This is a genomic window from Acidovorax sp. FW305-C-20-28 (assembly GCF_058783375.1).
Window position 1 is genome coordinate 83,907 of record NZ_JBYSYM010000024.1, and the last position, 12,474, is coordinate 96,380.

General features: G+C 68.8%; 13 protein-coding genes. 9 read left to right on the plus strand and 4 right to left on the minus strand.

The genetic code is table 11. From position 1 onward, the window contains the following. Nucleotides 1-3: 3 nt before the first annotated feature. Nucleotides 4-1,014 (plus strand): Bug family tripartite tricarboxylate transporter substrate binding protein, encoded by a 1,011-nt coding sequence (locus AC3WOH_RS24430; RefSeq protein WP_492231920.1) that lies wholly within the window; start codon nt 4-6, stop codon nt 1,012-1,014. A 30-nt stretch (nt 1,015-1,044) separates the two neighbouring features. On the opposite strand, the gene AC3WOH_RS24435 is transcribed toward AC3WOH_RS24430, so the two are convergent. Beyond that, nucleotides 1,045-1,986, minus strand: a complete 942-nt coding sequence (locus tag AC3WOH_RS24435; protein WP_492231921.1) for a LysR family transcriptional regulator — start codon at nt 1,984-1,986, stop codon at nt 1,045-1,047. 85 nt (nt 1,987-2,071) lie between these two features. On the opposite strand from AC3WOH_RS24435, the gene AC3WOH_RS24440 reads away from it, so the two are divergent. The 8 genes from AC3WOH_RS24440 to AC3WOH_RS24475 all read left to right on the plus strand — a co-directional run bounded on the left by AC3WOH_RS24440 (nt 2,072) and on the right by AC3WOH_RS24475 (nt 9,842). Continuing rightward, nucleotides 2,072-3,091 (plus strand): Bug family tripartite tricarboxylate transporter substrate binding protein, encoded by a 1,020-nt coding sequence (locus AC3WOH_RS24440; RefSeq protein WP_492231922.1) that lies wholly within the window; start codon nt 2,072-2,074, stop codon nt 3,089-3,091. 28 nt (nt 3,092-3,119) lie between these two features. After that, nucleotides 3,120-4,334, plus strand: coding sequence for a Rieske 2Fe-2S domain-containing protein (locus AC3WOH_RS24445; protein ID WP_492231923.1), 1,215 nt, complete (start codon nt 3,120-3,122; stop codon nt 4,332-4,334). After that, on the plus strand, nt 4,331-5,323 hold the full coding sequence (locus AC3WOH_RS24450; protein WP_492231924.1) for a PDR/VanB family oxidoreductase: 993 nt from the start codon (nt 4,331-4,333) through the stop codon (nt 5,321-5,323). The genes AC3WOH_RS24445 and AC3WOH_RS24450 overlap by 4 nt, the downstream gene beginning before the upstream one ends. Before the next feature lie 79 nt (nt 5,324-5,402). After that, entirely contained in the window at nt 5,403-5,651 is a 249-nt protein-coding gene (locus AC3WOH_RS24455) for a hypothetical protein (RefSeq protein ID WP_492231925.1), read from the plus strand. A gap of 274 nt (nt 5,652-5,925) precedes the next feature. Further along, on the plus strand, nt 5,926-7,002 hold the full coding sequence (locus tag AC3WOH_RS24460; protein WP_492231926.1) for a metallophosphoesterase: 1,077 nt from the start codon (nt 5,926-5,928) through the stop codon (nt 7,000-7,002). 413 nt (nt 7,003-7,415) lie between these two features. Then, nucleotides 7,416-8,900 carry a DUF2867 domain-containing protein gene (locus tag AC3WOH_RS24465; protein WP_492231927.1) on the plus strand — a complete coding sequence of 495 codons (1,485 nt, stop codon included), beginning with the start codon at nt 7,416-7,418 and terminating at the stop codon, nt 8,898-8,900. Between the two features lie 93 nt (nt 8,901-8,993). Further along, the gene (locus AC3WOH_RS24470) at nt 8,994-9,389 is read left to right on the plus strand and encodes an Imm10 family immunity protein (protein WP_492231928.1); all 396 of its coding nucleotides are present in this window, start codon (nt 8,994-8,996) and stop codon (nt 9,387-9,389) included. Between the two features lie 24 nt (nt 9,390-9,413). Beyond that, nucleotides 9,414-9,842 (plus strand): hypothetical protein, encoded by a 429-nt coding sequence (locus AC3WOH_RS24475; protein ID WP_492231929.1) that lies wholly within the window; start codon nt 9,414-9,416, stop codon nt 9,840-9,842. A gap of 15 nt (nt 9,843-9,857) precedes the next feature. Here the strand turns inward: AC3WOH_RS24475 and AC3WOH_RS24480 are convergent, their stop codons facing one another. The 3 genes from AC3WOH_RS24480 to AC3WOH_RS24490 form a co-directional block, all read right to left on the minus strand. Beyond that, on the minus strand, nt 9,858-10,475 hold the full coding sequence (locus AC3WOH_RS24480; RefSeq protein ID WP_492231930.1) for a hypothetical protein: 618 nt from the start codon (nt 10,473-10,475) through the stop codon (nt 9,858-9,860). 60 nt (nt 10,476-10,535) lie between these two features. Continuing rightward, nucleotides 10,536-11,180 (minus strand): hypothetical protein, encoded by a 645-nt coding sequence (locus AC3WOH_RS24485; protein ID WP_492231931.1) that lies wholly within the window; start codon nt 11,178-11,180, stop codon nt 10,536-10,538. A 207-nt stretch (nt 11,181-11,387) separates the two neighbouring features. After that, the gene (locus AC3WOH_RS24490) at nt 11,388-12,296 is read right to left on the minus strand and encodes a hypothetical protein (protein WP_492231932.1); all 909 of its coding nucleotides are present in this window, start codon (nt 12,294-12,296) and stop codon (nt 11,388-11,390) included. Between the last annotated feature and the right edge of the window lie 178 nt (nt 12,297-12,474).

Below are 12,474 nucleotides of genomic sequence, written 5' to 3' on the forward strand. Positions count from 1 at the left end.
ACCATGCAAAGCAACCGCCGCCAATGGCTGATGGCCGCAACGGCAGCAGCAGCGGGCCTGCCCGTGCTGGGTGCCCTCGCAGCCCCAGCAGCCCCGGCCACCGCCGCCGCAACACTTCCGTCCGGGCCCATCAAGCTGGTCGTGGGTTTTCCGCCCGGGGGCGGCACCGACATCCTGGCGCGCCTGCTGGCGCAGAAGCTGCAGGTGCTGTGGGGCCGCACGCTGATCGTCGAAAACCGCGCCGGCGTGTCCGGCACCCTGGCCGCCGACTACGTGGCCAAGCAGCCGGGCGATGGCAACACCTTGCTGCTGGCCCACATCAGCAGCAATGGCATCGCGCCCGGGCTGTACCCCAAGCTCGGCTATTCCGCGGAAAAGGACTTCGCGCCCATCACCATGCTGGGCGCCACGCCCATGGTGGTGATGTGCAAGCCCGACAAGGGCCTGCGCAGCCTGGAAGCCCTGATCGAGCGCTGCCGCCAGCAGCCCGGGCGAGTGAGCTTTGGCTCGGCCGGCACGGGCTCGGCCCAGCACCTGGCCATGGAGGAGCTGCGCCGGCGCGCGGGCATCGAGGTGCTGCATGTGCCCTACAAAGGATCGGCCCCCATGGTCACGGACCTGCTGGGCGGGCAGATCGATGCCTGCTTCGAGGGCATGACCACCGCCACCCCCTACCTCAAGGCGGGCAAGCTGCAGGGCCTGGCCACCACGCGCCTGCAGCGGGCCAAGGGCTTTGCCGACCTGCCCACCCTGGCCGAGAAGGGCTTTGCCGGCTTCGACGCGAGCATCTGGTTTGCGCTGGCCGCGCCCGCGGCCATGCCGGCGGCGCTGGTGCAGCGCATGAATGCCGATGTGAACCAGATCCTCGCATCGGCCGATCTGCAGGCCAAGCTCAGCGAGATCGGGGCCGAGGACAGCGGCGGCACGCCCGAGCGCCTGGAGGCCTTCATGCGGGCGGAGCAGGCGCGCTGGGCCCGGCTGATCCGCGACGCGAAGATCACGCCCGACAGTTGAGCCGCGCCCTCGGTCTGGCTGCGGTGTGCCTCAGGCCTCGCCCATGGCGTGGCCGTGGCGCAGGATTTCGTCCTTGAGCCAGAGCACGGCGGGGTCGGCGTTGGAACGCTCGGCCCAGCAGACGTACAGGCGGTAGTCGGGCAACTCCACGGGCAGGGCGGCGCTGGCCAGCTGGGCCGCATAGTGCTGGGCCACGCGCCGCGGGAAGACGGCGATGAGGGCGCTGTGCGCGTCGCCGCACATCAGCTCCACCATCTGGCTGAAGGTGGACACGGCGGCCTGCACCAGGCGCTGGCGGCCCTTCCTGGCCAGCGCCTGGTCCACGGTGTCGTCGAGCACCGATCGCGTCTGCCCCAGCACCACATGGGGGGCATCGCAGAAGGCATCGAGCCCCAGAGTCTGCGCGGACCGCGTGGCCAGGGCCGGGTGGCCGTGGCGCGCCACGGCGACGTAGCTGTCGCCGTAGAGCAGGGTGGACTCGACCCCGCTGGCAGGCGACAGGCGCGGGTGCAGGCCCACGTCCACATCGCCCCGGCGCAGGCGTTCGGTGAGGCGGCCGTAGTCGGCCAGCTCCCACGACAGACGCATGCGCGAGCCGCGCCGCGTGAGCTCGGCGCACAGCAGGGGCAGCATCACGCGGCAGGTGTGGTCGCTGCCCGTGATGCGCAGGATGCGGTCGGACGTGGCGGGGTCGAACGCCTGCTCCAGGTTCATGAGCTTGTGCATCTCGCTCAGCACGGCCTCCACGCGCGGCGCCAGGGCCAGCGCGCGCGGCGTGGGCACGATGCCGTGGCTGGTGCGCGTGAACAGCGGGTCGCCAAAGACCTCGCGCAGGCGCTTGAGCGAGGCGCTCACCGCCGGCTGGCTCAGGAACAGGCGCGACGCGGCGCGCGAGACGCTGCCCTCGCGCAGCAGCGCATCGAAGGTGCGCAGCATGGGCAGGTCCAGGCCCCGGATATCAGGCTGGCCCATATCAGCTATCCAAACGTTTGAATTGATCCATATCAGCTTGTCTCCTATCGTAACGGCACCCAACGATAAACAACGGAGACAAGACATGAAGAATGCAGGCAAAGCCGCGCAGGGACTGCGCGTGCGCAGAAGAACCATGCTGGCCCTGGGCGCGGCCCTGGCGCTGCCCGGCGGCGCGGCATGGGCCCAGCAGCCGCAGGCCGGAACGGCATTCCCCTCGCGCGTGATCCGCATCGTGCCCTTCGGCACGGCGGGCGGGCCCATCGACGCGATTGCGCGGGTCTATGCCGACCGGCTGCAGCAGCGCTGGGGGCAGAGCATCATCGTCGATGCCAAGCCCGGTGCCAGCGGCATCATCGCCGCCGATGCGGTGGCCAAGGCCGCGCCGGATGGGCACACGGTGATGGTGACGCTGCCGCTCACGCACATCAACAACGCCATCCTGCAGCCCAAGTTGCCCTACGACCCGGTGAAGGACTTCGAGCCCATCTCGCAGCTGGCGCTGGGCGGGCCCATGCTGGTGGCGCGCGCCGATGCGCCGTACAGCACCCTGCAGGAGTTCGTGGCGTTCGCCAAGCAGAAGAAGAACCTGACCTACGGCACCTGGGGCAATGGCTCGGCCGCGCACCTGATGGGCGAACTGCTCAAGCGCCAGACGGGCGTGGCACTGATCCACGTGCCCTACAAGGCCGAGGCCGCGGCGCACAACGACCTGTTCGGCGGCCAGCTCGACTTTGCCTGGGCCAACCCGGCCACGGCGCGGGCCCAGGTACAGGGCGGGCGCATGAAGGTGCTGGGCATTGCATCGAGCGCCCGCGTGTCGGCCCTGCCCGATGTGAAGACCTTTGCCGAGCAGGGCTTCGCCGGCTTCGACCTGGACAGCTGGATCGGCGTGTACGCGCCAGCCAAGACCCCCGCGGCCGTGCTGCAGAAGTGGAACGAGGCGCTGCGCGAGATCACGAAGATGCCCGAGGTGCGCGAGAAGCTGGCGAGCTTTGGCTTCGAGCCCCTGGGCAACACGGCGGCGCAGTTCAAGGCCAGCTATGCGGCCGATTACCCGCGCGTGGCTGAACTGATCAAAGCCGCCGGCGTAACGCTGGATTGATGGATTTCTGTACCCAAGGACGCACTGCATGAACCCCGGCACCGCACAACACAAGGTGATCCCCATTGCCGTCGACACCGGCACGGCCTACGGCCTGCCCGCGCCGACCTCCAACCTCACGCTGGCCCAGGTGGGCGCGGGCACGCCCATGGGCGAGCTGCTGCGCCGCTACTGGCACCCCATCGGCCTGGCGGCGGACGCCACCGACACGCCGCGCCAGGTGCGCGTGCTCGGTGAAGACCTGATCCTGTTCCGCGACAAGAGCGGCAGGCCCGGCCTGGTGTACCCGCACTGCGCGCACCGGGGCACCTCGCTGTACTACGGCAAGGTGGAAGAGCGCGGCATACGCTGCTGCTACCACGGCTGGCTGTTCGATGTGGAGGGCCACTGCGTGGAGCAGCCCTGCGAGCCCGAGCTGGGCCGCGCGCGTGGCAAGGTGCGCCAGCCCTGGTATCCCGTGCAGGAGCAGTACGGCCTGGTATGGGCCTACCTGGGCCCGGCCGACAAGAAGCCCGTGCTGCCGCGCTACGACGCGCTGGAGCGGCTGGACGCGGGCGAGCTGCTGGAGGCCAACGACGCCAGCATCGGCGGCGGCGGCCCGGCCGTGGTGCCGTGCAACTGGCTGCAGCATTACGAGAACCTGGTGGACCCGTTCCATGTGGTGGTGCTGCATTCGACCTTCAGCGGCACGCAGTTCGTCGCGCAGATGGCCGAGATGCCCCAGGTGACCTGGGACACCGTGCCCCTGGGCGTGCGCACCACGTCCATCCGCACGCTGCCCGATGGCAAGGTGTTTCGCCGCGTCAGCCAGGCCGGCCTGCCCACGCTGCGCGTGATACCGAGCCCCCGGGTGGGCCGCTACGGGCGCGTGGAATCGCTGGGCTGGGTGCTGCCCATCGACGACCACCACTTCCGCATCTACGTGGTGGGCCGTGTGAACGAGGTGGGAGAGCTGGCGCGCATGCGCTCGCGCATGAACGGCAAGCTGTGGGAAGAGCTGACCGAAGAGGAGCACCGCGCCATGCCCGGCGACTACGAGGCCATGGTGAGCCAGGGCGCCATAGCCCACCATTCCGAGGAACACCTGGCCACCACAGACCGCGGCATCGTGATGCTGCGCCGCCTGCTGCAGCAGCAGGTGGACAAGGTGCAGCGCGGGGAAGACCCGGCGGGCGTGAGCTTCGACCCGAACGAGCCGCCGGTCGTCTTCGACGCGGGCAACTACATCGTCGAGCAGGCATGAGCCTGGCCGCCGAGATGATGATGACGGACACGCTGGCCGTGCGGGTGGCGCGCCGCTGGTCCGAGGCGCGCGGCATCGAGGCCTTCGAACTGGTGCACCCCGAGGGGGAGGCGCTGCCGGCCTTTAGTGCAGGCGCCCACGTCGATGTGCACCTGCCCGGCGCCATCGTGCGGCCGTACTCGATCTGCAGCGCGCCGCACGAGCGCTGGCGCTACCTGCTGTGCGTGCTGCGCGAGCCGGCCTCGCGCGGCGGCTCTGCTGCCCTGCACGATGCCGTGGCCGAGGGCGATGTGCTGCGCATCGGCCACCCGCGCAACCTGTTTGCGCTGGCCGAGGGGGCCAGCCACCATTTGCTGCTGGCCGGGGGCATCGGCATCACGCCCATCCTCAGCATGGCGCAGCAGCTGGTGCAGGCCGGGGCTGGCAATTTTGCGCTGCACTACGCCGTGCAGGAGCGCGGCCGCGCGGCGCTGCTCGGGGCGCTGGCCGTGCCGGGGCTGGCGGAGCGCTCCCAACTCTATTGCAGCACGGGCGATGCGCCGGCGCGCATGGACATTGGCGCGCTGCTGGCCCAGGCGGCGCCCGGCACCCATGTGTATGCCTGCGGGCCCGCGCGCTTCGTGCAGGCCGTGCAGTCGGCGGCCGCCGCGCAGGGCTGGGCGCCCGAGCGCATGCATGTGGAGCTGTTTGCGGCACCGCAGGCCGTGCGCGCCGATGGCGATGCCGCCTTCGAGCTGGTGCTGGCGCGCTCAGGCCGCGTGGTGAACGTGCCCGCGGGCTGCAGCGCCACCGAGGCCCTGGCCGGCGCAGGCGTGGCCGTGCCCACATCCTGTGAGCAGGGCGTGTGCGGCACCTGCCTCATGGGCGTGGTGTCGGGCCTGCCGGACCACCGCGACATCTACCTCTCGCCCGAGGAGCAGGGGCGCAACGACCAGTTCCTGCCGTGCTGCTCGCGCGCGCTGACACAGCGGCTGGTGGTGGACCTCTGAACCCAGGCAACTTATCCGCAGGGCCGCACTCTCACTGCCATCGGCCCGCCACGGGCCACAGTCAGCAGGATGCCGCGCCATGCAGAACGAACTCGAAATCCTCCAGGGCCTGGGCCTGCAACTGCCCAGCCCAGCCGCGCTGATTGGCTCGCTGGTCTTCAGCCTCGTCGGCTGGGTCGTGTGGCGCCGTGGCCGCAGGCAGGCCCAGCCCCGGCTGACCTGGGGCGGGCTGGCGCTGATGTTCTACCCGTACTTCGTCACCCGCACCTGGCTGGTATGGGGCGTGGGCCTGGCCCTGTGCGCCTGGGCCTGGCTGCAGTGGGAATGAAGGGCCTGGGCTGCCCTCAACAGAACACCAGCGCCAGCAGCGCGGGGTCGTCCATGAGGTTCAGCAGCGCGTAGTCGGCCCAGCGGTAGGTAAAGTACAGGGCTTGGTCGATCCATTGGTCCAGGGGCATGGGGGTGGATTATGGCGGCACGCCCCCCGGGGAAAGGCCGAGGTGGCCCGGGCGGGTATGCTGGCGGGATTGCGACAGCCGCATGACAGACAGACCGGCTACGACAACACCCGACAAGAGCGAATGAAGGAGCGCGCTACGCCCATGAGCCTGATCCAACCCCTGCCCGACGGCCCGCTGGACATCGTGGGCGACATCCATGGCGAGTACGAGGCGCTGGTGCAGTTGCTCCACCACCTGGGTTACGACGCCGAGGGCCGGCATGCCGAGGGGCGCACGCTGGTCTTCGTGGGTGATTTCTGCGACCGCGGGCCGGACAGCCCGGCCGTGCTGGGCCTGGCGCAGCGCCTGGTGCAGGCGGGCCGGGCGGTGGCGGTGCTGGGCAACCACGAGATCAATTTGCTGCGCGAGGATGCCAAGGACGGCTCGGGCTGGTTCTTTGACGCGCGCATGGTGCGCGACCACGACAAGTACGCCCCCTCGGCGCGGCCCACGCCGGCGCAGCGCCGCTCCATCGTGGAGTTTCTGTCGCAACTGCCCATTGCCCTGGAGCGCGATGACCTGCGCGTGGTGCACGCGGCCTGGCAGGACGAGCAGGTCGCCGCCGCGCGCCAGCTGCCCCTGGGATCGGTGCGCCGCGAGTACGACCAGTGGGAGGAGGCCGCCAGCGCGCAGGCCCGTGCCAGTGCGCTGGAGCAGCGCATGGCGCGCGAGCTGGAGCAGTGGCTGCATGGCCTGGAGAACAACCTGCACCAGCCGCCGTTTCTGCATGCGCATGCCGAGCACGAGGCCAACAAGCAGATGCTCAACCCCTTGAAGGTACTGACCACCGGCGTGGAGAGCACCGGGCGCGAGCCCTTCTTTGCCGGAGGGCGCTGGCGCTTCACCCAGCGCCAGGCCTGGTGGGACGCCTACACCGACGAGGTGCCTGTGGTGGTGGGCCACTACTGGCGCCGCCTGCGCCCCATCGACCGCAGCGTGGTGGGCAAGGGCGATGCCGACCTGTTTGCCCACACGCACCCGCTGGCCTGGCATGGCAAGCGGGGCAATGTGTTCTGCGTGGACTTTTCCGTGGGCGGGCGCTGGACCGAGCGCAAGGCGGGCAAGGTGGTGGGGCATGACTTCAAGCTGGCCGCCTTGCGCTGGCCGGAGCGGGTGCTGCAGTTCGACGATGGCGTGGTGCAGGTGACACAAGGGTTTGGGATGTTGAAGCAGGGTTAGCTCGTGCGTTAGTCCTGTGCGCGCAGTTGCCGGACGCCGACCACGGAGAACCTGATGGCTGCAGCCAGCACGGCGATGCCCTGCGTCTGCGTGCGTCAGAGCTAGGGGCCAGGACTGAAACGGGGGACGAGCTCGGGTGGCCGCTCTTTCCCCGCGCCGCGGGCGGCAAGGGTGTTGGGGACGAGAGGTTGAGGGGCGTTACGCCTTCCTTCAGGAACTTTCATCAAGGCGCAAATGGAGCGATTGTTGTCGTCGCGGTCGTCTACTTGAAGTTCGAGTTGTGGAAATATTTTTTTAAATTTGCAATTAGCTATTTAGCTAAATAAGATGTTTGACTGATGGTGCATCAGCCTGTACAGGTTGGCGAATAGCACCCAGAGACCCCTGCAACCGCAAGAAATGAGAGCCGACGCATGAATATCAGCGCCTTTGCCAGCAGTTTCACCACGGCCACCTTGGGCTTTGCCCGCCATCCAATGCAGCTGGTGCGCGAGACGGCGACTTTCCCCTTTGTGGCGCTGCCCACGCGGCCGGGGGGCTTGCCCATCGAGGTGACCCTGCTGGCCCGCCTGGGCCGAGGGGTGGGCACGGGTATGTGCCGCGGGATGATGGAGCGCCAGGGACGGCATGGCCGGTTCATCGATGCGCTCGATGAACCATCAGCCAAGCTTGGCGGCAGTGACTTTGCCAAAGGCGACGCCACTGCCCTGTACTCGTTTGGTGTGGAGCAGGGCGGGCACCCCTTCCATCGGCATGCGGGGCACCGGGTGTTCACGGCAGTGTCGGGCAGTACCGGGGCGCAACTGCGCTTTTCCAGCGCTACTCCGGATGAGATCGCTCGCGACCCGGCCGCGTTTGTGCGTGCGTTGCGCTACGTGGAGGTGCCGCCGGACTGTTTGTTCACCGTGCGTTTCTCGGGCGAGAACTGGCACCAGTTCGTTCCGCGCGTGCAGGGCTCAGGGCACCCGGCGTTCTTCGCTCTGTCGGTCCACACCAATGAGCTGGGCGGCTCGCTCAGCGCAGCACTGCGCCAGCGTGTGTTGCAGGGCGAGGGAGATATCCCTTCGCTGACCGAGTTGCTGCCTGATTCCGTGCGGGCCCTGATGGAGAGCGCAGCGGTGCAGGCGCAGCAGGTGCCCACCACGGTACTGTCGCTGGGGGAGCGGCCTGGCGGGTGGCTGGCTGCCGCGTGCGGGTACTACCGAGCAGCCATGGGTCGCCTGGGCAGTGCGCTGGCACGCTTGCTGGGGCCGCGGCAGATGGGCGGTTATGTCAGCGAGCTGCGGCCCAGCCGTGTGCAGGAGCAGCTGGACCTGCCGGCAGACAGCCTGTTGCGCCAGGCGTTGCCCGGCCGCACCCTGCACCATGAGGACTGTTTTACGCTGGTAGCGCCAATCCCATCACCTTCAGCCGTGGCAGGCGCGATGCCTGATGCACCGGCGCTGCTGGCTGGTCTGCTCGGTAGCTTTCTGGAACACCGGCACCCGGGCATCACGCGCATGATGGCCGTGCGCAATGCACTGGTGTACCCACTCAGGCTGCGCCGCTCGCCGCTGGCCTGTCCCGTCTCATCGCTGCAACCGCCCATCGCGGGCCAGATGATGCCAAAGGATAGTCTGCTCTTTGCTGATCGTTACCCCGTGCACGCCAGCCAGGTGGCGGCCGATGGGCACAGCGCGCAGGTGCTGCTGGGTGCAGACGACCGGCACCTGGCCTTTCGCTCCTGTATAGGCGTGCGCTGCCTTGAAGATGGCCGCGTGGAGTATTCGCTTTCCACCCGGGTGGCCTGCCACAATGCCTTTGGCCGCCTGTACATGGCACTGATCGAACGCACGCACCGCCGCTACATCGCACCTCACCTGTTGCAGGTGGCGGTGGAGGGTATGGAGGAACGGTAGGGACGATGGCACCGGGGGACCGTGCGTCCGCCGACCGCGGTACAGTGGCCCATGGCCGCTGCGGTGTGCGGCCAGACCACAGGAGAAGAGCTGATGCCGGTAGGCTTTGTCGCCAATGCAGTGTCTGCCGCCGAGGACGACGATGGGCTGCTCATCGTGACGTTCGGGGCGCCGTCCATCGAGGACGAGGACTTCTACCTGATGCTGCAGCACCTGGACGAGTACGACGAGCAGGACATTGCCTTAGGCATGGACCAGCCCTACATCGAGTACTGCGGGCAGGGCTGGTCCTGGTACGGCCACATCGTGTCCTTCGCCCTGCACCGCGACCGCGTGAACGTGCAGATGGATGCGCATGCCGCGCAGGAGATGGACAACGATGGCCGGATCGAGGTGCGCTTTGACCTGGCCGAGCCGCAGTTCCAGGCGCTGCGGGCTGCCTTGCAGCGCACCTTTGCCGGGCGCGCGTATTTTCACGACGGGGTATAGCGCTCTATAGACGAGGAGATCGCCATGGCCGTTCAACTGCGCCTTTCCGAACTCACCGACGCCTTTCAGTGGGTGAGCGCGTCGCCCGACAACGCGGCCTGTGTGGACCGCGGCTCCGGCAAGATCTGGCTGGTGGGCGATTGGGAGGACGAGGACGACCCGCCACCCGACGATGTGGGCGAGGAGTCACTGTATATCGAGGTGCCCGGCCCGTCGGAACTGGGCCTGGGGCGGCGGCTGGCCCTGCGCTTTGCGCAGGAGCACGCGCCCCAGCTGGACGAGCAGGTGCGCCATTGTTTTGCCCGGCAGGGCGCCTATGGCCGCTTCAAGGACCTGCTGCACCGGCATGGCCTGCTGCAGGCCTGGTACGACCACGAGGCCGCCGCCATCGAGCAGGCGCTGCGCGAATGGGCGGCCGACAGCGGCATCACCCTGGTGGAGGGCGCGCCGTAACGGGCGGCCGAGCGCTCAGCGCCCGGCGCCGTAGCGCAGCGACTTGAGCGCCAGCACAAAGCCGGGTTCGGTGGCCTTGGCATATTCATCGGCCACCTGGGTCATGACGATCACGGTGGTTGTGCCCAGGTCGGCCTTGAAGAAGCGGGCCTCGTGCGGCAGCTTCATGTTCTGCATGCTGATCACGAAGCGCTGCGAAACGCCCTTGCTCTCCTGGCCTGCCACATTGCGGGTGATGGGCGCCGTGGTGGCGGGGCCAAATTGCAGTTGCTGGGCGACCGCGCTGCCGCTCTTGGCGGATTCTGCGCGGTTCTTCGCCGTGGTGGCTGCGAAGGACTCGATGTTCTGGCGCTGCAGGAAGGGGCTGAACATGAGGGTGACGACGGCGTCGTCAGGCCCTTCGAGGTCGATGCTGCGCAGGCGGGTTTCGTCCTGCGCGACCGAGTCGTCGGTCACCTTCCAGCCCGCGGGGTGCTCGAAGCTCACGCCGTCCTTGCTGTAGGTGGCATTGGGGGCGGCCAGCGCCGGGGCGGTCAGGCCGGCTGCGAGCAGCAGGCCCAGGGCGGCGGCGGTGAAGTTGCGGCGGGCGGCCAGGAGCGACGGGGCGCGAAGGGACATGGCGGTGCGGTGCATGGTGGTCGGTCGGTAGGGGGGCAAAGGAGGGGCCGGTTGTGCGGCGTGGGGGCGGCGGGCTCAGCGCTTGGCGCGGTAGCGCAGCGTGTCCATCACGCGGCCCAGCGCGGTGTCGAGCTGCTTGGCATCGTCGGCCATCGACTGGGTCATGATGTTGACGCTGCTGCCGTTGCCCGCATCGATGGAGAAAAAGCGAGATTCCAGCTGGATGGCGACGCCCTCCGAAACATAGCCAAAGCGCTGCAGCACGCCCTTGATCTCCTTGCCGCCCACGCGCCGGGTGATGGCGCGGGAGGTCATGCCCGTGGGGGTGATCTTGTCCGGCCCCTCCAGGGCCGCGGGGCCCTTGTCCATTTCTGCGCGGTGCTCGGCGGCGCGGGTGGCCAGGGTCTCGATGTTCTGGCCCGACATGAAGGGGATGAACATCAGGTGGATGCTCGCGTCTTCGGGGCCTTCGAGGTCGATGCTGCGCATGCCGGTGCCGTCCGGCTCCAGCTCGTCCAGCGCCACCTTCCAGTCGGCGGGGTGCTGGAAGCTCACGCCATCCTTGCTGTAGGTGGCATGGGGGGCCGCCAGAGCGGGCTGTGCCAGGCCGGCGACCAGCAGCGCCAGGCCGAGGGCGGCAGTGGCGGCGGCGTTGAAGAAGCTGCGGGGCGTGGGCAACCAGGAGGAGGTGGTGGAGCGGGGCAGGGTGTGGCTGTGCATGGCAGGGAATAGGGGGTCGGGCCGGGCGGGGGGCAGGGTGTCTCGCGGTAGTGCAGGGTGTCCACCACCTGCTCCAGCGCCGCCTGCGTGGGCGGTGCAGGGGCGGACAGGGCCTGGCCCATGGCGATGATACGGGTGGCGCCGAAGTCCCGCGCGAAAAAGTGCACGTGCAGCGCGTGCTGCACGCCGCGCGCGCTGTAGATCCATTTACTTGTTGGCCCGCTCGGGCTGCGCGGCGGGGCTGTAGCGCAATGAGCCCAGCACCAGGATTTGCGCGGCCTCCATGGACTTGGCGTGCTCGACCTGGGCCTGCGTCATGATGGTGACGCTGCTGGTGGGGCTGAAGTCCATCGCGAAGAAGCCGGCCTCCACGGGCACGCTGCTGTCCTGCCCCACGTAGCTGAAATGGTGCAGCACGCCCTTGACCTCCTTGCCGTCAGGCAGGCGGCGCGTGATGGTGCTGGAGGTGATGGGCGTGATGGACGACACCTTGCTGGCGGCTGCAGGGGCCGAGGCCGGAGGCGTTGTGGCGGCGCTGGCTGCGGGGCCGGCCGTGGCTGGCGGGGGCGCTGGCACCACCTCCTGCTCCGGCGGGACGGGGGGCTGCTGCTGTGACGGCGATGGCAGTGGCGACGGCGCTTGTTGTGGCGCCTGCGCGGTGGTGGCCGCGGCGGCGCCTTCCTGGGCGGCCAGCTCGGCGCGGCGGTGGGCGGCGCGGGCGGCAAAGGACTCGATGTCCTTGCCTGCCATGAAGGGGATGAAGCTCAGCGTGATGCGTTCATCGTCGGGCCCTTCCAGGTCCACATTGTGGATGCCGCCCATGCTGGCATCGGTCTCGTCGAGCACGATCTTCCACGTGGTGGGGTACTGGAAGCTGGCACCGGCCTTGTTGTAGGTCTTGTGGTTGCTGCTCTTGGCCGCTGCGGCGGGGGCGGCTTTCTTCTTTGCCGCCGCTGCGGGGGCCGCTTTCTTCTTGGGCGGCGCGGCCCATGCCGGGGCAGCCAGGCCGCAGGCCAGGGTGGAGAGCAAGGCGATGGCCAGGGCGCGGCGCGTGCGCTGGAGGACAGTGAGGGGGAGGGTCGTCGTCGGCGGCGAGGGCTGGGAAGGGGAATGCATGGGTGCGGGGCGCCGAGTGGAGGGGAAAGTGCGGCGGATTCTCGCACCGGGGATGGGGGCGGATGGGGTGGGGCGGGTGTTTTTGGTTTCTTCTTGTTTCAGGTGGGCTGGTGGCTGGCTCGGGGTCTTTGGTGGCCTCGTGCTTTTGCTGAAGTCGCAGGCGCCACGACCCGGCACC

What these genes read in the sequence shown, in the direction of transcription:
- AC3WOH_RS24450 (WP_492231924.1), top strand. Translation starts at nt 4,331, where the DNA reads ATGAGCCTGGCCGCCGAGATGATGATGACGGACACGCTGGCCGTGCGG.
- AC3WOH_RS24445 (WP_492231923.1), top strand. Translation starts at nt 3,120, where the DNA reads ATGAACCCCGGCACCGCACAACACAAGGTGATCCCCATTGCCGTCGAC.
- AC3WOH_RS24485 (WP_492231931.1), bottom strand. Translation starts at nt 11,180, where the DNA reads ATGCACAGCCACACCCTGCCCCGCTCCACCACCTCCTCCTGGTTGCCC.
- AC3WOH_RS24490 (WP_492231932.1), bottom strand. Translation starts at nt 12,296, where the DNA reads ATGCATTCCCCTTCCCAGCCCTCGCCGCCGACGACGACCCTCCCCCTC.
- AC3WOH_RS24455 (WP_492231925.1), top strand. Translation starts at nt 5,403, where the DNA reads ATGCAGAACGAACTCGAAATCCTCCAGGGCCTGGGCCTGCAACTGCCC.
- AC3WOH_RS24470 (WP_492231928.1), top strand. Translation starts at nt 8,994, where the DNA reads ATGCCGGTAGGCTTTGTCGCCAATGCAGTGTCTGCCGCCGAGGACGAC.
- AC3WOH_RS24435 (WP_492231921.1), bottom strand. Translation starts at nt 1,986, where the DNA reads ATGGGCCAGCCTGATATCCGGGGCCTGGACCTGCCCATGCTGCGCACC.
- AC3WOH_RS24440 (WP_492231922.1), top strand. Translation starts at nt 2,072, where the DNA reads ATGAAGAATGCAGGCAAAGCCGCGCAGGGACTGCGCGTGCGCAGAAGA.
- AC3WOH_RS24460 (WP_492231926.1), top strand. Translation starts at nt 5,926, where the DNA reads ATGAGCCTGATCCAACCCCTGCCCGACGGCCCGCTGGACATCGTGGGC.
- AC3WOH_RS24465 (WP_492231927.1), top strand. Translation starts at nt 7,416, where the DNA reads ATGAATATCAGCGCCTTTGCCAGCAGTTTCACCACGGCCACCTTGGGC.
- AC3WOH_RS24480 (WP_492231930.1), bottom strand. Translation starts at nt 10,475, where the DNA reads ATGCACCGCACCGCCATGTCCCTTCGCGCCCCGTCGCTCCTGGCCGCC.
- AC3WOH_RS24430 (WP_492231920.1), top strand. Translation starts at nt 4, where the DNA reads ATGCAAAGCAACCGCCGCCAATGGCTGATGGCCGCAACGGCAGCAGCA.
- AC3WOH_RS24475 (WP_492231929.1), top strand. Translation starts at nt 9,414, where the DNA reads ATGGCCGTTCAACTGCGCCTTTCCGAACTCACCGACGCCTTTCAGTGG.